The 22,372-nt window shown below is 70.0% G+C and carries 16 protein-coding genes; 5 read left to right on the top strand and 11 right to left on the bottom strand.

The genetic code is table 11. The annotated features are described in order from the left end of the window. The 5 genes from HV826_RS27360 to HV826_RS27340 all read left to right on the top strand — a co-directional run. A partial coding sequence (locus HV826_RS27360; protein ID WP_176419903.1) for an energy transducer TonB occupies window positions 1–485 on the top strand: 485 nt, incomplete at its 5' end. After that, a complete protein-coding gene (gene tolB / locus HV826_RS27355) occupies window positions 482–1,774 on the top strand; it encodes a Tol-Pal system beta propeller repeat protein TolB (protein ID WP_176419902.1) in 1,293 nt (430 codons plus the stop codon). The genes HV826_RS27360 and tolB, both read left to right, overlap by 4 nt. Before the next feature lie 97 nt (window positions 1,775–1,871). Then, the gene (locus HV826_RS27350; protein WP_176419901.1) at window positions 1,872–3,056 is read left to right on the top strand and encodes an aminotransferase class V-fold PLP-dependent enzyme; all 1,185 of its coding nucleotides are present in this window, start codon (window positions 1,872–1,874) and stop codon (window positions 3,054–3,056) included. A gap of 14 nt (window positions 3,057–3,070) precedes the next feature. Then, window positions 3,071–4,006 carry a Ppx/GppA phosphatase family protein gene (locus HV826_RS27345; protein ID WP_176419900.1) on the top strand — a complete coding sequence of 312 codons (936 nt, stop codon included), beginning with the start codon at window positions 3,071–3,073 and terminating at the stop codon, window positions 4,004–4,006. After that, a complete protein-coding gene (locus tag HV826_RS27340; RefSeq protein WP_176419899.1) occupies window positions 4,003–5,271 on the top strand; it encodes an MFS transporter in 1,269 nt (422 codons plus the stop codon). Before HV826_RS27345 ends, HV826_RS27340 begins: the two co-directional genes overlap by 4 nt. Here HV826_RS27340 and HV826_RS27335 read toward each other — a convergent pair. The 11 genes from HV826_RS27335 to HV826_RS27285 all read right to left on the bottom strand — a co-directional run bounded on the left by HV826_RS27335 (window position 5,262) and on the right by HV826_RS27285 (window position 22,357). Then, entirely contained in the window at window positions 5,262–6,581 is a 1,320-nt protein-coding gene (locus HV826_RS27335; RefSeq protein WP_176419898.1) for a lysophospholipid acyltransferase family protein, read from the bottom strand. The genes HV826_RS27340 and HV826_RS27335 overlap by 10 nt on opposite strands. Before the next feature lie 22 nt (window positions 6,582–6,603). Then, window positions 6,604–7,116, bottom strand: coding sequence for a hypothetical protein (locus HV826_RS27330; protein ID WP_176419897.1), 513 nt, complete (start codon window positions 7,114–7,116; stop codon window positions 6,604–6,606). A gap of 17 nt (window positions 7,117–7,133) precedes the next feature. Further along, window positions 7,134–10,190 carry a POTRA domain-containing protein gene (locus tag HV826_RS27325; protein WP_217918800.1) on the bottom strand — a complete coding sequence of 1,019 codons (3,057 nt, stop codon included), beginning with the start codon at window positions 10,188–10,190 and terminating at the stop codon, window positions 7,134–7,136. A gap of 41 nt (window positions 10,191–10,231) precedes the next feature. Further along, on the bottom strand, window positions 10,232–14,164 hold the full coding sequence (locus HV826_RS27320; RefSeq protein ID WP_176419895.1) for a translocation/assembly module TamB domain-containing protein: 3,933 nt from the start codon (window positions 14,162–14,164) through the stop codon (window positions 10,232–10,234). Between the two features lie 5 nt (window positions 14,165–14,169). After that, window positions 14,170–15,114, bottom strand: coding sequence for an ExeA family protein (locus HV826_RS27315; protein ID WP_163783643.1), 945 nt, complete (start codon window positions 15,112–15,114; stop codon window positions 14,170–14,172). Window positions 15,115–15,141: 27 nt separating this feature from the next. After that, window positions 15,142–18,267, bottom strand: coding sequence for a tetratricopeptide repeat protein (locus HV826_RS27310; protein ID WP_176419894.1), 3,126 nt, complete (start codon window positions 18,265–18,267; stop codon window positions 15,142–15,144). A 189-nt stretch (window positions 18,268–18,456) separates the two neighbouring features. Then, window positions 18,457–19,842, bottom strand: coding sequence for an acetyl-CoA carboxylase biotin carboxylase subunit (gene accC / locus HV826_RS27305; protein WP_176419893.1), 1,386 nt, complete (start codon window positions 19,840–19,842; stop codon window positions 18,457–18,459). A 73-nt stretch (window positions 19,843–19,915) separates the two neighbouring features. Next, the gene (accB, locus tag HV826_RS27300) at window positions 19,916–20,509 is read right to left on the bottom strand and encodes an acetyl-CoA carboxylase biotin carboxyl carrier protein (protein WP_176419892.1); all 594 of its coding nucleotides are present in this window, start codon (window positions 20,507–20,509) and stop codon (window positions 19,916–19,918) included. A 43-nt stretch (window positions 20,510–20,552) separates the two neighbouring features. Continuing rightward, window positions 20,553–21,131, bottom strand: a complete 579-nt coding sequence (efp, locus tag HV826_RS27295) for an elongation factor P (protein WP_176410998.1) — start codon at window positions 21,129–21,131, stop codon at window positions 20,553–20,555. Window positions 21,132–21,267: 136 nt separating this feature from the next. Then, window positions 21,268–21,630, bottom strand: coding sequence for a hypothetical protein (locus tag HV826_RS27290; RefSeq protein WP_140794779.1), 363 nt, complete (start codon window positions 21,628–21,630; stop codon window positions 21,268–21,270). Window positions 21,631–21,694: 64 nt separating this feature from the next. Then, window positions 21,695–22,357 (bottom strand): hypothetical protein, encoded by a 663-nt coding sequence (locus HV826_RS27285; protein WP_176410997.1) that lies wholly within the window; start codon window positions 22,355–22,357, stop codon window positions 21,695–21,697. Between the last annotated feature and the right edge of the window lie 15 nt (window positions 22,358–22,372).

Genomic DNA, 22,372 nt, shown 5'->3' with positions numbered 1-22,372 from the left:
AGGTGGCGGTGCCCATCCCCGGCGTGAAGCCGGAGCCCTCCACGTCCAAGCCCACGCCGCAAAAGGGCGAGACGACGGGCGAGGACCGGCGCAAGCGGCTCTTCGGCGCCTTCGACAAGACGGCCAAGGCGGCCGAGCCCGAAGAGGCGGAGGGCGCCGAGGACGGCGACCCGGACGGCGACTCGGCCACCGCGGAAGGCGAGCGCTACTTCGGCCTGCTCCAGTCGCAGGTCCGCCGCCACTACAGCGTGGCGGACACCATCCCCGAATCCGAGCGGCTGCACCTCAAGGCCACGGTGGCGGTGCGCCTGGGCCGCACGGGTGAAGTGCTGGACGTGAATCTCACCAAGGCCAGTGGGAACGACCTCTTCGACTCGGCCGTCGTCACGGCCGTGCGCAAGGCCGCGCCCTTTTCTCCTCCGCCGGACCATCTCCGGGACGCCCTGCAGAAGAGCGGCGTCAACCTGGTGTTCAACGCCCTATGAAAGCCCTGCTCCTCTCCCTGCTGCTCCTCCCCGTCGTCGCGCTCGCGCAGGCGCCCACCATCGAAATCTCCGGCGCCAACTTCCGCCCGCTGCCGGTGGCGGTGCCCGCGCCGCTGACGCAGAACGACGGCGCGAAGGCGCTGGTGGCCCCCTTCGACGCGGCCTTCAGCTTCGACCTGGCCGCCTCCGGCATCCTCCAGGTGCTGGACCGCAAGGGCTTCACGGCGGACGCGAAGGAAGGCATGGCCGCGGCCAGCATCAACTTCAGCCGCTGGGCGGACGTGGGCGCGGAGGCCCTCGTGAAGGTGTCGTTGGCGCAGGATGGCGGCGTGCTGCGCGGGGAGCTGCGCCTGTTCAACGTGGGCACCGGCCGCGAGGACCTGAAGGTGTCCAAGGACGCGCCTGGCGACAACGCCTCGTTGCTGGCGCACCGGCTGGCGGACGCGCTGTACCGGCACTTCACCAAGGAGCCCAGTCCCTTCCTGTCCCGCATCACCTACGTGCGCAAGGCGGGCTCCAACCGCGACGTGTACGTGGCGGACTGGGACGGCGGCAATGCCCAGGCGCTCACCAAGGGCGGCATCAACATCCTGCCCGCGCTGAGCCAGGACGGCTCGCGGGTCGCCTTCACCACGTACCGCAAGAATCGCCCGGACATCTACGTGCAGTCCCCTGGCGGTGAGGCGAAGGCCGTCGTCTCCGGCGGGCAGATGGCCACCGGCGCGGCCTTCTCTCCGGACGGCAAGCGCATCGCGTACTCGCTGGCCGAAGGAGAGAGCGCCCAGGTGTACGTGGCCAACGCGGACGGCAGCGGCGCGCGCGCCATCACCGACACGCCCTATGGCCTCAACACCAGCCCCACCTGGTCGCCGGACGGCAAGCGCATCGCCTTCGTGTCCAACCGGGGCGGCAGCCCGCAGGTCTACATCATGAACGCGGACGGCACGGGCGTGCGCCGGCTCACCTTCCAGGGCAACTACAACCAGACCCCGGACTGGTCGCCGCGCGGGGACCTCATCGTCTTCACCGCTCGCGACGAGCGCAACGCCTTCGACCTCTTCACCGTCAGCGTCGAGACGGGCAAGGTGACGCGCCTCACGCAGGACCAGGGCAGCAACGAGGAGCCCGCCTTCTCTCCCAACGGGCGGCTCATCGTCTTCACGTCCACGCGCAACGGCGGCTCGCGGCTCTACGTCATGACGGCGGACGGCAACAACCAGCTGCCGCTGCGCGCCGAGAAGGGCGTCTACCAGACGCCGGACTGGTCGCCGCTGCCGCAGGCGCAGTAGCCGTCCCCTGGGCCCGTGGGACGCAAGCAGGCGCCCCACGCCCGGCACCAGGACGTCACGTTGACAGGCGGGGCGCGCTCGGGTCGAGTCCACCCGCATGAGCGCGCCCTTCCGCAGCCACTGGAGCCTGGACCCCGAGGTCGTCTTCCTGAACCACGGCTCGTTCGGCGCCTGCCCGACAGCCGTCCTCCAGCGACAGTCCGAGCTGCGCGCGCGCCTGGAGGCCGAGCCGGTGCGCTTCCTCCACCGCGAAATCGAGCCGCTGCTGGATGACGCCCGCGCCGCGCTCGCCACGTTCCTCGACGCGGACGCGGACGACCTGGGCTTCGTCCCCAACGCGACGGCGGGGGTGAACACGGTGCTGCGCTCGCTGCGCTTCGCCCCCGGCGACGAGCTGCTCACCACCGACCACGAGTACAACGCCAGCCGCAACGCGCTGGACTTCGTGGCCTCGCAGTGGGGCGCCAAGGTGGTGGTGGCGAAGCTGCCCTGGCCGGTGCCGTCCGCACAGTCGGTGGTGGACGCGGTGCTGCCCCACGTCACCCCACGCACGCGCCTGTTCCTGGTGGACCACGTCTCCAGCCAGACGGCCCTGGTGCTGCCGCTAGCACAGCTCGTCACCGTCCTGCGCGAGCGCGGCGTGGAGACGCTGGTGGATGGCGCGCACGGGCCGGGCATGCTGCCGCTGACACTGCGCGCGCTGGGCGCCGGCTACTACACGGGCAACTGTCACAAGTGGCTGTGCGCCCCCAAGGGCGCCGCGTTCCTGCACGTCCGGCGTGACCTCCAGCCCGCCATCAAACCCCTGTCCGTGAGCCACGGGCACAACTCCCGGCGGACGGACCGTTCGCGCTTCCGGCTGGACTTCGACTGGACGGGGACACACGACCCGTCGCCCATGCTCTGCGTGCCCGACGCGATTCGCTTCGTGGGCGGGCTGCTCCCCGGCGGCTGGCCGGAGGTCATGGCGTCGAACCGGGCCAAGGTGCTGGCGGCGCGGCGCCTGCTGTGCGCGCGGCTGGGCACCCAGCCCGCCTGCCCCGAGGACATGGTGGGCAGCATGGCCACGGTGACGCTGCCGGACGGCTTCCCTGAAGTCCCCCCGCCCCCGCTCTACGTGGACCCGCTCCACCTGCGCCTGTTCGACGAGTACCGCATCGAGGCGCAAATCACCCCCTGGCCCCGGCCGCCGCACCGGCATGTGCGCCTGTCCGCGCAGCTCTACAACACCCCCGCTGACTACCAGGCCCTGGGTGACGCTTTGGAAGCGCTGCTGCGTTGAGTAGGCTGCCGCGCATGTCGCGCTTCGCCACCATCGACGTTGGAAGCAACTCCGTCCTCCTGCTCGTCGCGGAGCGCACCCCGGAGGGCCGCTTCGAGGCCGTGCGGGAGCGCGCGGAGATCACGCGCCTGGGCCGGGGCGTGGACGCGACGCGCAAGCTCTCCGCCGAAGGCCTGGAGGCGACGCTCCAGGTGCTGGAGTCCTTCGCCCGCGAGGCGCGCGAGCTGGGCGCGGAGGGCCTCGCCGTGTCCGCCACCAGCGCCGCGCGTGACGCGGAGAACGGCGCGGAGTTCCTCGCGGCGGCGAAGGCGCGGGCGGATGTGACGGTGGAAATCATCTCCGGCGCCATGGAGGCGGAGCTCTCCTTCGCCGCGGTGCACGCGGACTTCGCGGCGGACGCGGCGGGCCCCCTGCTGGTGCTCGATATTGGCGGCGGCTCCACGGAGTTCATCTACGGCAACCACGGCGGCCACGTGGACTTCCGCCACAGCTTCGACGTGGGCGCGGTGCGCATGACGGAGCGCTTCGTCGGCTCGGACCCGATGACGTCGGAGGACCGCGCGCGCGTCGAAGCCCACCTGCGCGACACCTTCCGCGCCCTCCCCGCCCCGCCGTCCGGCGCGGCCCTGGTGGGCGTGGCGGGCACGGTGACGACGCTGTACGCCGTGCAGCACGCCATCCACCCCTACGTCGCGGCGCAGGTCCACGGCGGCACGCTGTCCGTGGACGAGCTGTCCGCCCTGACGGACCGGCTGTGCGCCATGCCGCTGGAAGCGCGGCGCGCCCTGCCCGGCATGCAGCCCAAGCGCGCGGACGTCATCCCCGCGGGCGCCCTCATCCTGCTGGAGTCAGTGAAGGCGCTGGGACTGGAGGCCTGCCGAGTCAGTGACAAGGGCCTGCGCTGGGGCCTGCTCGCGCATCGCTTTGGAGCTGGAGCCACCTCTTCATGAACGCCCAACCCGTGGCCTCACCGGCCGCGTCCGCCGTGCCCGCCAGCAACGCGGGTTATGCGCTGTTCATCCTCACCCTCATCAACCTGGTCAACTACCTCGACCGCTACATCGTCGCGGTGGCGCTGCCGGGCATCCAGCAGGAGTTCGGCATCAACGACACCCAGTCCGGCCTGCTGGGCACCATGTTCATCGTGGTGTTCATGCTGGCCTCGCCGCTGGGCGGGTTCCTCGGGGACCGCTACCCGCGGCGGCTGCTGGTGGCGGGCGGAGTGATTCTCTGGAGCCTGGCCACCGGGGCCAGCGGGCTGGCCACCTCGTTCGGCGCGCTGCTCCTGGCTCGCGCGGTGATTGGCATCGGCGAGGCCGGCTACGGCGCGGTGGCGCCCAGCATCATCTCCGACTTGTACCCGCGCACGCAGCGCACGCGGATGCTGGCGTTCTTCTACATCGCCATCCCCGTGGGCGCCGCCGCGGGCTACGGCCTGGGCGGGTGGCTGACGCAGGCGTACTCGTGGCACGTCGCCTTCTTCGCGGGGGGCGTGCCCGGGCTGATTCTGGGCGCCATGGCCTTCTTCATGCCGGAGCCCCAGCGCGGCGCCATGGACGGGCCGGACGCGCAGACGAAGATGCCCTTCATGGTGGGCCTGAAGGGGCTGGCGCGGAACTCGGCCTTCTGGGCGGTGACGGCCGGCTACACGCTGATGACGTTCTCCATTGGCGGCCTGGGCTTCTGGATGCCCACGTACCTGGTGCGCGAGCGCGGCATGGCGCAAGACAGCTCGGGCTTCATCTTCGGCGCGATTACGGCGGTGGCGGGCCTGCTGGGGACGGTGGCCGGCGGCTGGCTCGGCGACAAGCTGGACCGCAAGCGCGAGGGCGGCGGCCTATGGATGTCCGGCATTGGCCTGATGCTGGCGGCCCCGTGCATGTACCTGGCGGTGAACCTGGAGGCCGTGGGCCCCACCTTCGCCGCGATTGCCCTGGCGCAGTTCCTCATCTTCCTCAACAGCGGCCCCATCAACGCGGCCATCGTCAACTGCGTGCCGCCCGCGTTCCGCGCCTTCGCCATGGGCCTGAATGTGCTGTGCATCCACCTGCTGGGTGACGCGATTTCGCCCGCGCTCATCGGCAACATCGCGGACGCGTCCAGCCTGCACACCGCCATCGCGGTGAACGCCCTGCCCGTGCTCCTCGGCGGCTTCGCGCTGCTGCTGGGCGCCCGGCTGTTCCGTGAAGCGGTGCCCCTCGCGCGTCAGGGCTGAGCGGCGGCGTCCAGCCTCGGCCGGTATTCGTCGGCCAGGCGCTCCAGCTCCAAGGCCAGCCGCTCGCCCTCCGCGAGCAGCAGTCCCTTGAGGCGCGCGCGGCTGCCCAGCGTGAAGAACACGCGGATGTCTCGCTGGAGCGACTCCCAGCGCTCGGCGAAGTAGAGGGTGAACAGCGCCAGCGGCGGCACGGCGAGGAAGACTGCCACGGCCAGCAGCGAGCTCCCCCACACCGCCGCCGCGGCCGTCAGCGCGCCCCACCACGCCAGCGCCACCACGAAGGCGGTGAGGAACTTCACCGTGGCCTGCACGTCCAGCTCGGCGTTGCGGCTGGCGAGCCGGGGCAGTTGGTAGGGCAGCCAGAACAGGCCCAGCCCCAGGGCGAACAGCGGCAGGCCCAGCACCAGCGCCAGCACGTTCTTCACCACGAAGGGCACCACGTTCCCCGGGCGGTACACGAGCGCCAGGTCCTCCGGCCCCGCCGCCCGCACCAGCGCCATGCGGTGCCGGAAGGCGGCGAGCTGCGCGCGCAGGGACTCGAAGCGCTCCGGCTCCTGGACGCGGAACATCTGGACGCCGCGCGCCCACAAGCGCAGGCGCTCCGCGTCGAGCGCCCCACCCTGCTTGAAGGCGAAGAGCTGCTCGGCCAGCTGCGCCAGCGGGAGGTCCGCCCACTGCTCCAGGTTGAGCGTCACCGCGCGCAGCCCGCTGGCGATGCGCTCGGTGAGGGCGCGGACGGCGTCGGGCTCCGCCGCGGCGTCCGCGGGCAGGAAGGCCTGCACGTCGATGGCGGGCCCCACGTCGATGAGCACCTCACTGCGGAACACGTGCTTCTCCGCATAGGTGAGCCCCACGGGGACGATGCGCACCGGAGCCCCCGCCTTCGCCGCGCTCAGGGCGATGCGCGCCGCGCCCGTCTTCAGCTCGGCGAGCCCGGGCTCGGAGTGGCTCTTTCCCTCGGGGAAGATGGTGATGGCGCGCCCCTGCACCAGCGCGCCCTTCGCGGCGTCCAGCGTGCCCTCGTTGCCGCCCATCTTCGCCGGGTCATCCTGCTTCCGGTACACCGGCAGCGCGTCCAACCCCTTCAGCAGCCAGCCGATGACGGGCATCCGGAACAGCGGCGCCTTCGCCAGGAACGTCACCTTGCGCCGCGTGAGGATGAACACCAGCGCCGGGTCGATGAGCCCGTTGGGATGATTGCCCACGAAGAGCACCGGGCCGTCCGGCTCCAGCGCCGGGGCATTCACCCTCACCCGGTAGAAGAGTCGGAGACACAGCGCCACCACCGCACGCACGCACGCGTAGAACACGGCGGAGACTGTACTCCACGTCTCAGGGATACCGGTCCACCACCTGGATGACGCCGGTGTTGTCCTGCACCACGGAGAAGCCCTTCATCGGGCTCGGGTAGGCAATCAGGCCCTCGCCGTCCTTGTCCCAGCGCGAGTCCAGGAGGATGCCGCAGAAGGGCACCGACATCGCCCCGGACTCCGGCAGGAAGATGCGGTCATACCGGCCGAAGACGCGGTGCTTCGTCACGTATAGACGGCCGCCGATGCGGGCGCCGGGGAGCTGCTGCTCTCCCTGCTCGCGCGGCAGCGCAATCACGAAGCTGTAGTTGTAGCGCGCCGGCCCCGGGTGGTCCTGGATGGCATCCACGATGACGGGGACCTTGTCCCCCGGCTTCAGGCCCAGGCGCTCCATCTGCAGCAAGGCGCCCCGGGGGCACGTCCCCTCCGGCGGCATCCACTTGGGCCGCGCCGGCCCCTGAGCGGACTCCGACGTGGTCCGGCAGCCCGCCAGGAGCAGGAGCCCCAGCCCCACCATCCACCGCGGCCAGCGCATGCGCACCCTCGCCTCCCTCAGAACGTCCCGATGCTGAAGTGGAACTGCGTGGTGGCCTCGTTCACCGACTCGTCGGGGTCCAGGTTGAAGCCCACGTCGAAGGCCAGCGGGCCCACGGGCGTCACGTAGCGCAGGCCCGCGCCCGCCGTGTAGCGCAGCCGGCCCGGGTCGAACTGCGTCCGGTCCAGCCACAGGTTGCCCGCCTCGAAGAAGAGCCCCAGGTCCACGGAGGACAGGGCCGGCAGGCGAAGCTCCGCCTTGCCCAGGGTGAAGAGCTCGCCGCCCTGGCTCGCGGGGACCTGTCCGGCGAGCACGGCCTTCAGCTCGGCGGAGCACCCCGACGGCGAAATCAGCGCGCGGCAGTCGCGCAGCCGCTGCTGCAACGCGCCGCGGACGTCCTCCGGCAGCACCCCGTCCTCACGGAAGCCGCGCAGACTGGACGAGCCGCCCAGGTAGAACAGCTTCGAGCCAATGGCCTGCGCCTGCTCCTCCAGCGGGATGATGGTGCCCGCGCGCGCGGACAGCGCCACGCTCGCCCGGCGTCCCAGGGGGATGTAGCCACTGAGGCTGCCCGACAGCTTCACGCCGTCGATGGGGTACGCCTCCACGCGGTTGCCCGCCACGTCCGTGGGCCGCACGCTCAAGCCGCGGGTGAACTCCGCGCTGGAGACGAACACCACGCCCCGGCGCGGGTTGGCCGGGTCGTCCCGGAAGTCGAGCGTTGCGGAGGGCCGCAGCGAGTGCAGCGCGAAGTCGCCGAACGGGTAGCGCAGCCGCTCCCGGTCCGCGCGGTTGAGCAGCTCCAGCACGCCCGCGCGCGAGCGCAGCCGGTTGTTCTCCACTTCGTAGGACAGCGACAGGTTGAGCCACGTCGCCGCGGCCCAGTCCATGGCGGCCGCCGCCGCGAACCGCGAGGACACGTAGGAAGGCCGGTGCACGCGCTCGCCAATGAGGTCCAGCCGGGCCCCCACCTGCAGCGGCAGCAGGAAGAACAGCCGGGGCTGCGCCAGCGCGAGGTTGCCCCGGCCCCCAAAGCCATTGAGCCCCTGGAGCTCCACGTCACAGCCCGGCGCGGGGCCGCCGCCGGTCACCGTCTGCTGACAGGCGATGCGCCTGTCGCGAGACAGCGCCTCCGCGCCCCAGCCCGCGTAGTTGATCTTCCCGCGCGCCAGCAGGCTGAGCCCCAGCCCGTCCAGGTTGCGGTAGGCCGTGTCCAGCGTGATGCGGGGACCATCCACCAGGAAGTAGCCGCCGGACACCTGGCCATCCAGCCGGGGCCGCTCCTGGACCGTCACCAGCACGTCCTTGGTGTCCTCGCGCCGGGTGGGGTCCGCCAGCGCGATGTCCACCTGCCGGAACACGCCCAGGCGCGCGAGCCGGCGCTGGCCCTCCGTCAGCTCATCCAGCGCGACGGGCTTGCCCTCCTCCACCGCGAGGTTGGCCAGCACCAGGTCCGGGTCCGTGCGCGTCAGGCCCTGCACCAGAATCTTCCCGACCTTCACCTGCGGACCCGCGTCCGCGCGGAAGATGACGGTCGCCCGCGTCCCGTCCTCGCCCACGCCCGTCTCCGTGGTGACGCGCGCGAAGAGGTAACCCTGCCGCCCCAGCTCCTGCTCCAGCGCCTGACGCGAGGACTCCACCGTGTCGAAGCTCAGCGGCGCGCCCTCGCGCATGCGCCGTCCCATGACCCAGGCCGTCAGGCCCGGCGGCACACCCTCGAAGTCCACCTTCACCAGGCGCGCCTGCGGCCCCTCCTCCACGTCGAAGTCCGCGACCGCCGTGCGTCCCACCACGTCCACCGTCAGGCCCCGGAACGTCACCACCGCGGAGAGGAAGCCCTGCTCGCGGTACGCCTCGTTCATGGCCTCCACGGCCTCCAGCCACGCGTCCTCCACGTAAACGGTGGACGCAGGCGGCGGCGGCGCGACGCCCGGGAGCTCCGGGCCGTGGCGTCCCTCGGTGTTCAGCGGGTCGTCGAGCAGCCGCAGGTCCAGCTCCGGCCGCGTCATGCCCGCCTGCACCCGCTCCGCGAGCAGCGCGCGCAGCGTCTCCACCGGCAGCCCGTGGTTGCCATGGAAGCGCACGTCGGCCACGCGCAGCGGGTGCCCCTCCTCCACATCGAACACCAGCGCCGCCACCTCCGCATCCGGGCGCAGCACCTCGCGGGGACGCACGCGCACGTCGTGGAAGCCGCGGTAGCGGTAGAAGACCTCCATGCGCCGCGCGAGCCGGCCGGCGACGACCTCGTCCATGGGCTCCGAGACATCGTGCGCCAGCACGCGCTCCAGCACGCCCGGCGGGAAGTGGCGGTTGCCGTGGAAGCGCACCACGTAGCGAGGCCCCGCCATCAGGGGCACCGCCACCGACGCGAAGCTGCCCTCCACCAGCACCGCGGGCGCTCCTACCTGCGCGCGCCAGTAGCCCTCGCCGCGCAGCAGCGCGCGCAGCTCCTCCAGCGAGCTGGACAGGCGCGCCCGGTCGAACACCTGCCCCGGCCGCAGCGCCAGCACCTCCAGCAGCCGGGACAGCGGGAGGCCGGGGCTGCCGGAGAAGGTCACCTGCCGCACCCGCGTGGGCAGCCCTTCGTCCACGGCGAGCACCACCGCGATGCCATCCGTCACCGGCTCCTGCGTCACGGAGACTCTCGTCGAGTCGTACCCCTTGCGCTGATACGCCTGGAGCACGGACGACACCGCGCCCTGCAGCTCCTCCGCGTCCAGCGGCCCGCCCTCCAGCAAGCTGCTGGCCTCCAGCAGCTCCCCGTCCGACAGCACGGCGTTGCCTTCGAAGCGCAGCCGCGCCAGCCGCGCCACGGGCGTGAGCTGGAACATCAGCCGCACCCCGCCACGCACCGGCTCCGTGCGCGCCACCACGTCCGTGAAGCGGCCCGTGGCCCACAGCCGCTCCACCGAGCGCCGCACCGCGCCCGGCGTCAGCGTCTGCCCCTTGCGCACCGCCACCAGGTCGCTCAGTCCCTGCGCGTCGGCGCCTCCGGGCAGGTGCAGCTCCACGGCGATGACTTCGGCGCCGAAGCCAGTGCCGGCGTCCGCCTGCGCGCGCGCCGCGCCCGGCATGAGGACGCAGAGCACCAGCGCCAGCACCGCGAGGGCCCGGACTACTCGACCTCCCAGCTCAGCTTCAGCTCGAGCCCGAGGTTTCCAAACGAGGCTTCGTTGTTCTCGTTGTCCCACTGGGCCTGCGCGGAGAGTCGGTCATCGAAACGGTACTCGGCCCGCGCCCGCGTGCCGCGCCCGCTCACGGGTTGCGTCATACCGATTTTAAGCTGCTCGCTCAGGAACTTCGACTCCAGTTGCGCGGTGGGCTCCGCTTGCCGGGTGGCGTCGTTGTAGGTGGTCGAAATCTGCAGGGACAAATCCCTCAACACCGGATTGCTGGGAAGGAAGCGCTGGAGCTGCCGGTCCAGGCCCGACACGTTGAAGAGGGCCTCGGCCGCCAGGCCGGCGCTCGCCGAGGCCGCGGTATCCTGGTCTGACGAGGTAAACCCCAGGGTGAGCAGCGAGACGATGTCGCCCTCCACCAGCGCGGGCTCCGAGGAGAGCAGAATCTGGGGGTCCGCCGGTTTGCCGAAGGCGTGCAGCTTCACCACGAACTCACGCACCTGCGTCTGCGCCTGGACCTCGAAGACAGGGTCGATTTGCGTGGCGTCCTGGAACTCGAGCTGCCCCTGACTGATGGTGAAGGGGTTGTTGCGGAAGAAGGCCTGGCTGCCCTCGGCCAGCTCCACCCGGCCCAGCAGCCCCGGCCGCAAATCGGTCCCCGTCAGCCGCACGTCCCCCAGCAGGCGGGCCTTCGCCAGGTTGTTGTCCACGCGGACGTCGCCGAAGTGGACATTCACGTCCCAGATGACCCAGGGCTTCGGAGGCTCACCGGACGAGGAGGAGGACGTGCCCGCCGCCAGGTGGGTGGTGCGCTTCTGCATCGTCTTCAGCAGCGCATCCACGTCCAGCGCCTTCTGGTAACGCAACTTCACGATGTCCATGCCACCGGTGACGGTGAAGCCCTTGGGCGGACCAATCACCTGGAGCAGGCCGGAGAAGGTCGCGGGCAGGTCCTCCGTGAGCCGGTAGGGCACCTCGTCCAACTGGATGGTGAGCCCCAGCCGCTGCGGCAGGAAGCGCTCCAGCCGCACGTCGCCGCGCGCGGACACGCGGCCTTCATTGAGCTGGCCCTGCAGGTGCTCCACCAGCACGCGCTGGCCCGTCAGCTCCACGCGTCCGGCCATGTTGCGCACCTGGACGGGCCAGTCCCGCAGCGCCAGCCGCATGTCGAACAGCTCGGCGGAGCCCACCACGGAGGGCTTCTCCAGCGTCCCGGAGGCCTCGGCGTCCACGGTGACGCGCCCGGAGGCGCGCTCCACCATGGCGGGCATCAACGACTCCAGCAGGCGCAAATCCAACCCGCCCCGCAGCGTCACGTTCAGTCCGCGCGGGCTCATCCATCCCCCCAGCGACAGGTCCACGTGCTGCCCCGTGAAGCGGAAGGGCTGCACGTCCGTCCGCCCGGCCGCGTACGCCAGCGCGATGGGGCCCGCGTTCTCCCCGCGCAGGTCGTCGCGGGAGAGGACCAGCCGCTCCACGGTGGCGTTCACCTGCGAGCCCGCGGGCTCCAGGAGCTGGCCCTTGGCGCTCATCGTGCCCGACAGGGCCCCGCTGACGCCCGCCCACAGCGGCGCGTCCGGCAGCAGCGGGCGAATCTCCGGCAGCGAGAACGAGCCCTGGGCTTCATAGGGCCAGTTCTCCTGCACCTTCATGCGGATGCGGCCGGTGGCGTCCCGGAAGGGGTGGCCCCACACCTCGAAGTTCTTCCCCACCATGCGCCCGGTGAGGTCCATGGCGCCCAGGTCCCGCTCGGCGAAGGTGACGCGCGGCGCGCGCAGCGTGACGTCCACCACCGGCACGTCGGCGGTGCCCGACACGACGCCGTCCATCACCATGGTGCCCTGCATGCCCATGCGCTCGGCGAGCTCCGGGTCCACCGCCTCGGCCAGCGACAGGCCGTCTCCGCCGAAGCGGTAGTCCAGCCCCCCCTCGAACGTGAAGGTGCCCTCCGCCCAGGTGCGGCCCAGCGGCCCCATGAGGGTGGTGCGCTCCAGCACCATCGCCTTGCCATCCACGAAGCGCAGCCGCGCCGCGCCGTCGCCCATGCGCCGCCCCAGGTAGGTGGTGTCCTTGACGTCGAACGCCACCAGCCCCTCCAGCTTCTCCACGGGGCTGTCCACCTCCACGCGGCCGGTGGCCGTTCCACCCAGCGTGCCCTGCATCACCGCGAGCGACGGACTCAGGCCCGCCACCACGTCCACCAGGTCCTCGTTGCGGCCCTGCGGGACGTTCACCTCCAGGCGCAGGTTGAGCAGCCGCCCGAAGGACACGCCCGCCTTGCCGTAGTACTGCGTGCGCCCCTTCTGGCCGGAGAAGGCGGGGAACGTGAGCACCTGGTCCTTGTAGGCCAGCTTCCCCTGCATCACCCCCAGCGACAGGTTCCAGAACTCGAAGTCGCGGAAGGACAGGCCGGCCTCCACCTTCACGTCCGCCGCGGGGCCCGTCACCGCGTACGTGGCGTGGCCCCGCCCGGCCCAGGGCAGGCCCGCGATGTGGCCGAAGTCCGCCAGGTCCACGTCGCCCTGCCCGTGGATGTCCAGGCCCAGGCCGCCCGCCAGCAGCAGCACGACGTCCCCCGTCACGCGCGAGTGGCCCACCTCCGCGTTGACGTGGCTGAAGGCCACGCGGTCCGACTGGAGCTTCACCTGCGCCTGCGCGCGGGCCTTGTCGAACTCCAGAATCGTGAGCCCGTCCTTCGGCTGCGTGTCGAACGCATGCGTGGCCAGCACGAACTTCCCGGTCCGCAGGTCCAACGGGCCCGACAGGGAGAAGCGCGGCAACAGGTTACCGGACAGCCGGGCGTCCAGCGTGGCCGGGAAGTCCACCCAGGAGCCCTTCACGCCCGCCCGGTCCAGGATGTGGCCCAACGACGCGTCCTCCGTCGTCAGCGACACCTCCAGCGGGAGGTTCGGCGTGAGGCCCAGCCGCCCCGTCGCGCGCACCCTGCCCACGCCCACCGGCAGCGTGAGCTCTTCCAGCCGGACGTCGTCACCCGAGTACGACAAGCGCGCGTGGAGGTTCGTCGGGCCGAAGTTCCCGTACCCCAGGCTGTTGCCCGACAGCTCCAGCGACACCGCGGGGGACGCCACCTTCCCAGCGATGGACACACGCGACCAGAGGTGCCCCGTCGCCGGGCTGGGAATCAGCCGCGCCTGGTACAGCGCGCGCAGCGGGAGGAACACCTGTGCGTCCAGGGCCAGCCGCGGCGCGCACAGCGAATCCACGCGGCCGGACACCGTGGTGGTGATGTCGTCCAGCGACACCTCGGCGCGCTCCAGCTCCAGCAGGGCTTCGTCCGGGTCCAACGCGCCCGCGACCACGAGCTGCCCCAGCGCCAGCTCGCGTCCGTCCGGGCCCAGGCGCACCCGGCCACGCCGGGCCTCCACGTCCAGCTCGATGACGCCCCACTGCTCGTCCCAGCGGACGTCCAGCTCGTCCACCTCCACGCGGCGGCCCTCGGGCAGCGCCAGGCGCAGCTCCGCGCCGGAGATGTCGAGCTTCGCCACGCGCAGGTGCTCGAGCGGCTCCAGGAAGCAGAAGTCGGACTTGGGCTCGGATGGTGCGGAGGGCTGCGACAAATCCAGCGCCACGCGGGGCCGTGTCGCCTTCACCTGGGCCAGCGTCAGCCGTCCCTGAAAAGGCTGGAAGAAGCCGAGCTGCACCTCCGCCCTGTCCACGGCCACCAGCGGAGAGTCCGTGCCGGGAAGGAACAGCGAGAAGCCGTGCACCACCACGCGCGAGCCCAGCGGATCCAACTCGCAACGGCCGAGCCCCACATCCAGGCCCAGCACATCCGGCAGGTGTCGGCGTCCCAGCGTACACGCCACCTCCCAGGACTCCGGCATGCGCAACAGGAGCACGCTCCCCGACAAGACGAGGAGCACCAACAGCAGCGCCCTGCGCGCACCGTGGCGGCTCTGAGAAGACAAAGCCGCTACAGCTTACCCAGCCCTTCGAGGTAGCGGTCGATCTCCGCGAGGTCCACCTTGCTGCTCGCCGTCCTGGGGAGCGCCGACGCCGGAGCGCTCGGCCGCTCGGCTGCTTGCCCGGCGGGCGTGTTCACCCCGAGCAGGCCCAGGTTCTTCCCGATGCGATGCACCAGCTCCGCGGACACCGTCTGCTCGCGCGCGAGGAAGGCCTCGAAGAGCGCGTTGTCGCACAGGGTGTTGATGACGCGGGGCGAGCCAGACGAGTGCTCGTGCACGGCCAGCAGCGCCTCCGGGCTGAAGGGCATGCGCGGGCAGCCCGCGAGCCGGAGGCGGTGCTTGACGTAGGCCTCGGTCGACTCGGCGGTGAAGGGCTCCAGCCGGTAGCGCATGGCCACGCGCTGCGCGAGCGGCGCGTCCAGCTTCAGGTTCTTTTCGATCTCCGGCAGGCCGAAGAAGACGAAGGAGATGAGCTTGCGCTCCGGCACCTCCAGGTTGAGCAGCCCCCGGAACTCCTCCATCAGCTCGCGCGTCTCCAGCATCTGCGCCTCGTCGATGAGGACGACGGCCTTCTTGCCGGACTCGTAGATTTGGAGCAGCCGCTGGTAGAGCTGCGACAGCAGCGCCAGCTTCTCCTGCGCCGGATTCTCCACGCCCAGCTGCAGGGCGATTCGGCGCAGCAGCCAGTTGGCGGTGATGCCGGAGTGGATGATGACGAGCAGCGCGGCCTCGTACTCGGACTCCGGAAGCGAGTCGAGCATGCGTCGGGCCAGCGTCGTCTTTCCCGCGCCAATGTCACCGACGAGGATGGACAGGCCCTTCATGTAGCTCACCGCGTGCATCAGCCGGGTGAGCGCCTGCGAGTGCTGCGCCGAGTTGTAATAGAAGCGGCTGACGGGAGCGTTGGAGAAGGGCTCCTGGGTCAGCTCGAAGAAGTCCAGGTACGTAGTCATGGGCTCGCCGGACCTCGCGGGGTGCAACTACAGGTAGCCGACCTTGCGCGCCTTGGACGCGCCAGCCGCTGGTATCGGAGTGGTGGGCGCCGCGGCTCCCGCGGGTGCGGGCGGGCTGCTGGTGGCCTTGGCCCCATTGCCAGAAGGCGTCGGGAGCGGATCCTCCACCGGCTCCACGGAAGCCGCAAGCCGGGACACATGCCCGGCGACCTCTCGGTACTTCCCGTCCATCGCGGCCACGCGCTGGTAGTGGAAGAGCGCCTTGCCCGCGTCACCCTGCGCCTCATAGGCCGTCGCCAGCTCGAAGCCGAGCGCCTTGGCCGCCTCGCCGGTGGCGTGGGGATTGGCCAGGCCCTCGCGGAAGACCTCCACGGCCGCCGCCGCGTCGCCGCGCAGCAGCTGGAGCATGCCCATCATGGTGATGCAGTCCAGCTCGCGCTTGCCGCCCGCGCTGCCCTGGCGGGCCACGTCGAACTCGTGGAGCGCGTCGTCGAGCAGGCCCATTTCCTTGTACGCGATGCCCAGGTCGTAGTGCGTGTCCACGTCCTCGGGCTTCACCACCTTGGCCAGGCTCTTCTTGAACTCGGAGAAGACCTCCTCCACCGAGTACTGGAAGTCCTCTTCCGCCGGCAGCGAGGTGGCCCCGGCGTCGTCGCCGAGGTTGTCGATTTCCCCGGCCAGCTCCGCCGCGAGGTCGAACGCGTCGCGCTCGCCCGTGGTCGCCTCGGCTTCCTCGTAGCCGTCCGTGACAGGCTGCACGCTCGGGATGTGCGCCGGCTCCGCGGACGCTTCCTCATGCTCCGCGCCGCCTCCCGCCTCCGCCGCTTCCAGCCGCTCCATCAGCTCGGCTGCGCGCGCGTGGCCCGGGAAGGCAATCATCACCGTCTCGAGAATCTCGCGCGCCTCTTCCAGCAGGCCCTGGTCGAGGAAGAACGACGCCTCGTCGCACTCCTCCGCCGCGGGCTCTTCTTCTTCATCGGCGGCGGCCTCGACTTCGGGCTCGGGCTCGGCCGCGGGCTCTTCGTAGGTGACCGGCTCGGACAGCGCGTCCGCGGGCTCCTCGTAGGCGACCGGCTCGGCCAGCTCGTCCGCGGCCAGGTCCGGCACGTCCTCCACGAAGGGCTCGTCGTCCACGGCCACGACGGCGTGCGAGGCCGTGGGCTCCTCGAACTCCATCGGGTCGCCCAGCGCCGGGGCCCCGAACGAGTCGTCGTCCAGGTCGGCGGCCGTCAACGGCGCGGCCCCCACGCGCGTGGGCACGTCCTCCACGTCCAGTGGCGCAGGCGCCTCGTCGTCCAGCGAGGGCACGTCCAGAGAGTCGAGCGTGGGAACCTGGAGCGTGTCCGGCGAGGCCTCGTCGAGCAGCGCCTGCGTGGGCGCGTGCATCTGCGTGGGCGACGGCTCGTCGTCGTCCCCAAGCGACAGCGCCTCCATGGACGTGGCTTCGCCGTCGTCCACCAGCGACTCGTCGTCGAGCGAGTACGCCGCCGCTGCCGCCAGGTCATCCTCGCTGGAGGCGACGAGCGGCTCGTCGTCGGTGACGCTGAGGCCCGGCTCGTCGGTCAGCGCGAACCGGTCGTCATCCGTCACCAGCGTCTCGTCCACGGACGCCGCCGCGAGGTCCTCTGGGTCTGGCGCGCCGTACACCTCGAACTCGCCCGAGGTGATGGCCTCGCCCACCAGCGCTTCCTCGCTGATGACGGTGGAGTCGCTGTCCTCCTCGATGACCTCGTCGGAGTCGCTCGCGGGCAGCGTGGTCAGCGCCAGCTCGTCACCCGGCGGGTGCAGGAGCGCGTCTTCCGGCGGCGGCGCGACGAGAATCTCGTCATCGCTGGAGTCCACCAGGATGGCGTCCTCGCCCACCGACTCCACCACGGACACCGGCGGCGCGGCGACCACGGGCCCCGTCGTGCGCAGCACGGACAGGAACGCGGGCACCTCGGGATGGGCGGGGTTCTCCTGGAGGATGGTGGCCAGGTACGGCTGCGCGCGCTGCACGTCCGCCGTGCGCGTGCACAGGCGGAGCACGTTCAGCAGCTGCTCCGACGCCTGGGCCATGTTCCCGGACGCGACGTAGATTTGATACGCCTTCTCGTGGGCGTCGAGGTTCTCCGGCTCGACGGAGAAGACCTTGCGCAGGTGCTCCAGCGCTTTGTCGTGGAGCCCGTACTTGACGTAGACGTCCGTCTCGGTGAGCAGCTTGGCGAGCTGCTCGCGCCCCATCCCCGCCGGAGCGGGAGGTGCCACGGGCGCCGCTGGCGCGGGCTCGGGGGCGCGGCGCGCGACCAGGTCCGGGTCCTCCGGGTCCAGCACTTCAATCTGCGTCCAGATGGCCTCGGCCTCGGTGACGCGGCCGCGCTCCTGATGAATCTTGGCCAGCTCCTTGTAGACGGAGATGGTCTTCGACGTCTGGCCCAGGCCCTGGAACGCCTGCGCCAGCAGCGTGAGCGTCTCCACGTCGCGGCCATCGGCCTTGAAGCACACCTGCAGCTTCGCCAGCGCGCGCTTCTGGTCGCCGCGCTGCAGGTACGACGTGGCCAGCTCCTTCGACAGCGGAAGGTTGTCCGGCTCCAGCGCGGACAGCCGCTCGGCCACCCGGAGCCAATCATCCGCGCGGCTGTTGCGCTTGAGGTACTCGGCGGCGCGCTTGAACTCCTGGGCCGCCTCGCGCGCCATGTTCTCCCGCGCGTACAGCTCCGCCAGCTTGATCTTCGACGCCACGTTCTCCGGGTCGAGATCCACCATCTTCTTCAAGGTATCGAGCGACGACTTCGTGTCGCCCGCCTTGTCGTAGTGGTTGGCGACAATCTGGAAGTACGCCATCGCCTCGGACATCAGCCCGAGCTGCTGATGAAGCTCCGCCAGCTTGAGGTTCACCTCCAGCAGGTTCGGATTGAGCTTGAGGACCTGCTTGTAGAGCGCGACGGCCTTGAGGAAGAAGCCGTCCGACGAGTAGCTCTCCGCGACCTTGGTGAAGAAGTGGGCGGCCTGCGGGTTGTCGTTCTTCTTCTGGTACAGCTCCCCCATCTTCTGGAGGACCCGGATGTCCTTCGGGTCGACCTCCAGGACCTTCTGGTACTCCTTGATGGCTTTGTCGTAGGCGCCCTTCGCGACGAGCTTCGCGGCGGCTTCGATGATCTTGTTCTTGTCCATCGAGCGGTGGGCTTCCAGCAGGCCGAAACCCCTTGAACTTCGCGGGTTTCCATCCTCAGCAAGGGGGAGTGTCGGAGGCTAACGGAAAGCTCCGACGCGGGTCAAGAAACGGCCCGGCTCCCCCCGGGGCCGGATCACCTGCTCGCGTGGCGGCCCGACAAGCGGGGATCCACACCAGGTGTATGGGTGCTACGGCGTCTCCTCGACGGCCTTCTTCAGCCGTCGGGAGCCCGTCTCGCTCGCGAGCAAGCGCTCCACGAACCGGGTGTCGTAATTGCCCTCCTGGAAGGACTCTTCCGCGAGCGCGGCCCGGTGGAACGGGATGTTGGTGCGGATGCCCTCGACGACGTACTCGCCCAGGGCGCGCTGCATGCGGCGGATGGCCGTGGCGCGGTCCTCCGCGTGGACGATGAGCTTCGACAGCAAGCTGTCGTAGTACGGCAGCACCGTGTAGTTCTCGTAGGCGCCCGAGTCCACGCGAACCCCATAGCCGCCCGGCACGCTGTAGCCGGTAATCTTCCCGGGCCAGGGAGCGAAGGTAATCGGGTCTTCGGCGTTCACCCGGCACTCGATGGCGTGGCCGCGAATCTGGATGTCCTCCTGCTTGAAGCGCAGGGGTTCCCCATAGGCCAGGCGGATCTGCTCGCTCACCAGGTCCACGCCCGTGACGAGCTCCGTCACCGGGTGCTCCACCTGGATGCGCGTGTTCATCTCCATGAAGTAGAACTCGCCGCGCTCATCGAGCAGGTACTCGATGGTGCCCACGTTGTTGTACGCGAGCTTGCGCATGGCGTTCACGGACACCTCGCCCATGCGCTCGCGCAGCTCCGGCGTGAGCGCTGGGGACGGGCTCTCTTCAATGAGCTTCTGGTGCCGGCGCTGCACCGAGCACTCACGCTCGTTGAGGTGGACGATGTTGCCGTGCTCGTCCGCCACAATCTGGATTTCGATGTGGCGCGGCTTCTCCACGTAACGCTCGATGTAGAGGTCGCCGTTGGAGAACGACGCCACGGCCTCCGCCTGGGCGGTGGAGAAGGCCTGCGCCAGCGCGGCCGGCTCGCGGACGATCTTCATCCCCTTGCCGCCGCCACCCGCGGCCGCCTTGAGGATGACGGGGAAGCCAATCTCGCGAGCAAAGGCCTCCGCCTCACGCGGGTCCTTTACGGTGCCGGGGCTGCCCGGAAGCAGCGGGAGGCCCGCCTCGCGCGCGGCCTGGCGGGCGCGCACCTTGTTGCCCATCATCCGGAGCATCTCCGGCCGGGGGCCAATGAAGCGGATCTTGCAGTTCTCGCAGACCTCCGCGAACTCGGCGTTCTCCGACAGGAAGCCGTAACCCGGGTGGATGGCGTCCGCGCGGGTGATTTCGGCGGCGGACAGCAACTGCGGGACGTTGAGGTAGCTCTCCTTGGAGGCTGGCGGACCGATGCACACCGCCTCGTCCGCGAAGCGGACATGGAGCGCGTTGGCGTCCGCCGTGGAGTGCACCGCGACCGTGGCGATGCCCAACTCCCGGCAGGCGCGGATGACCCGCAGGGCAATCTCCCCGCGGTTGGCGATCAGCACCTTCTTGAACACGTGGGTGTCTCCGTCAGGGCCGTCATGAGGAGCGGCTCGCCCGTGGGACACGGGCGGCGCGCCAGCCTCTTCGTCAGGCCACTTCGATGCGGAACAGCGCCTGGCCGAACTCCACCGGCCGGCCGTTCTCTACGAGGATCTCCGCCACCCGGCCGGAGACCTCGGACTCAATCTCGTTCATCAGCTTCATTGCTTCGATGATGCAGAGCACCTGGCCCTTCTTCACCAGGGTGCCCACGTCGACGAAGGGAGGCTGGTCCGGCGCCGGGGTCCGGTAGAACGTCCCCACGAAGGGGCTCGTCACCTGGTGGCCAGGCTTCTCCGCCGGCTTCTCCGCGGCCGGAGCCGGCGCCGTGGGAGCAGCGGCCGGCGCGGCAAGGCGCGGAGCGGCCGGCGCGGTGTACTCCACCCCGGCGCTCGCGGCGACGGGAGGCGGCGCGGCGTGGTGGACGATGGTCGTCTCGGGCCCCTGGCCGCGGCGGATGAAGAGCTTCTCCTCGCCGCGCTTCCAGACCAGCCTCGTGACGTCCGAGGACTCGAGAATCTCCACGATCTGCCGCAGGGCCTCCACGTCCAGGGACGTGCCACCCGTGTCAGCGGGACCGCTCGAGGCGGCTCCCGTCCGCGTGGGCGCCTGGGCCCGGGTCGACTTGCGCTTCGTTGCCATAACTCGCGTCCCCTTCCCTCCGGCGTCGCTGCCGAGCTGCGAACTAACCCCTGGTGGCCACGCGCGTCAGGTACTTGCCGTCGCGCGTATCAATCTTCAGCACGTCACCCTCTTCGATGAAGAGCGGGACGTTGACGGAGTAGCCGGTCTCCAGGACGGCGGGCTTCAGCGCGCCGGAGACGGTGTCACCGCGGATGCCCGGGTCACACTGGGTGACCTTGAGATCCACGGAGTTCGGCAGCGTCACACCAATGGCCTTGCCATTGTAGAAGAGGACGCTGACGTTGATGTTCTCCTTCAGGAAGTTCTTCGCCTCTCCGAGCACCTTCTCACCGAGGAAGGTCTGCTCGTAGTTGCGGGTGTCCATGAAGTAGAACTCGTCGCCCTGGACATAGAGGTACTGCATGTCCTTCTCCTCGATGTCGGGCTTGCCCACCTTCTCACCGGACTTCAGCGTGGGCTGGAGCACGCGGGCCGTCAGGAGGCTGCGAATCGTGGTGCGCACGAACGCGGAACCCTTGCCGGGCTTGACGTGCTGGAAATCGACGATTTCAAACGGCTCACCGTCGATTTCAATCTTCAGACCCTTGCGGAACTCGGACGTATCGATGACACCGGCCATGGGGACCGACTCCTTACAGACTCGCAGCAGCGAAAGCTTGAAAAGTCTGGGGTGTCTAGCCCATGCGCCCCTTCCATGGGAAGGGGAAAGCAGCGGCGGAAGCGTCGCCTGGATGACTGCTGGCCGGGGCGTCCGACTAGAGCTCGGCGCGCACCTTGGGTGCGGTGACGCGCAGCACGTAGCGGCCCTTGCCGAAGTTGCCGTCCGCGTGAAGGGCGAGCACCAGGAAGTAGTCCGGTGACACCAGCCGCATCACGGTCAGCACCTTCTCACTGTTGACGCTGACCTCGCTCACGGTGCCCGTCTTGAGGGTCTCCGCGGCGTTGCGCAGCTGGGTGAGGAGGTTGGCGTACTCCACCCAGGCGCCGTTGAGGTCCAGCTCGGCGCTCTCGTCCTTCTGGAAGGTGTCGACGGAGATGCCGTCGAAGCCCATCACGCTGCACGCGAGGGCTCCATCGACCTGGTTGACCACCGACTCGAGGTGCGTGCGGAAGGACATGGGTAGAGGCTCTTAGAAAGACGGCCGGGGCCCGGTCAAGGGCCCCGGCGGGCTTGGTTACAAATCACGGCACAACAGGCTCGACTTCTTCGCACGTCGGAGGGAAGCCATCTTGGCCACCAGGACCACCGCACGGGCCATTGAACTCGAGCCTCGTCCCCGGCGGGCAGGAGAAACCGGAGTGGTAGACCGTCACGGGATAGGCAATCTCATTGGACTCCGCCTTCGCGCCAGTCACAGTCTCTCCAACCAGCCGGATCCGGACATTGAACGAGACTGAGCTGCCGGGGCCCACCTGCGTCAGCAGGGTCTCACGCGCATTGCCCCCCAGCAGGTCAATGACGAGCGTGCTGTTGGACGTGGCATTCGAAGGAATCGCGAAGTGCGTGGAATACACTTCACTCTCCAGCGTCGGTCCCCCACCCTGAGTTTCGTACGTCAGCTCGATGTGAGTGACATAGACCGCAGTGGCGTCACCCTCACCCGTGACAGGGCTGTCGTTGACCTCCACCTCGGTCAATGCAATGCCATTTCTCAGAGAGAGGCCCGCCAGGTAGCGGTTGGCGGTCGCGAGATCCAGTGAACCACCGCCGCTGGCAGCTCCCGCCTGATTCACCACACACGAATCATCCGGGATGTAGGCATTGAAAATCTGGATTGCTGGCGGATTGTCGACGCAGCCGGACATGACCAGAGCGAGCGGCACCGCAAGATAGAAGTTCTTCATTTGCGAACGTTCTCC

Origin of the sequence: Myxococcus sp. AM010, from assembly GCF_013372585.1 — a bacterium.
Lineage (GTDB): Bacteria > Myxococcota > Myxococcia > Myxococcales > Myxococcaceae > Myxococcus > Myxococcus vastator.
The sequence above is the reverse complement of the archived record's forward strand: the minus strand, read 5'-3'. Positions and strand labels throughout refer to the sequence as shown.

Coding starts and splice junctions, on each gene's coding strand:
- HV826_RS27290 (WP_140794779.1), bottom strand. CDS start 21,630: ATGTCCTTCCGCACGCACCTCGAGTCGGTGGTCAACCAGGTCGATGGA.
- HV826_RS27310 (WP_176419894.1), bottom strand. CDS start 18,267: ATGGACAAGAACAAGATCATCGAAGCCGCCGCGAAGCTCGTCGCGAAG.
- accB (WP_176419892.1), bottom strand. CDS start 20,509: ATGGCAACGAAGCGCAAGTCGACCCGGGCCCAGGCGCCCACGCGGACG.
- HV826_RS27325 (WP_217918800.1), bottom strand. CDS start 10,190: ATGCCGGGCGCGGCGCGCGCGCAGGCGGACGCCGGCACTGGCTTCGGC.
- HV826_RS27345 (WP_176419900.1), top strand. CDS start 3,071: ATGTCGCGCTTCGCCACCATCGACGTTGGAAGCAACTCCGTCCTCCTG.
- HV826_RS27285 (WP_176410997.1), bottom strand. CDS start 22,357: ATGAAGAACTTCTATCTTGCGGTGCCGCTCGCTCTGGTCATGTCCGGC.
- efp (WP_176410998.1), bottom strand. CDS start 21,131: ATGGCCGGTGTCATCGATACGTCCGAGTTCCGCAAGGGTCTGAAGATT.
- HV826_RS27350 (WP_176419901.1), top strand. CDS start 1,872: ATGAGCGCGCCCTTCCGCAGCCACTGGAGCCTGGACCCCGAGGTCGTC.
- HV826_RS27315 (WP_163783643.1), bottom strand. CDS start 15,114: ATGACTACGTACCTGGACTTCTTCGAGCTGACCCAGGAGCCCTTCTCC.
- HV826_RS27330 (WP_176419897.1), bottom strand. CDS start 7,116: ATGCGCTGGCCGCGGTGGATGGTGGGGCTGGGGCTCCTGCTCCTGGCG.
- HV826_RS27340 (WP_176419899.1), top strand. CDS start 4,003: ATGAACGCCCAACCCGTGGCCTCACCGGCCGCGTCCGCCGTGCCCGCC.
- tolB (WP_176419902.1), top strand. CDS start 482: ATGAAAGCCCTGCTCCTCTCCCTGCTGCTCCTCCCCGTCGTCGCGCTC.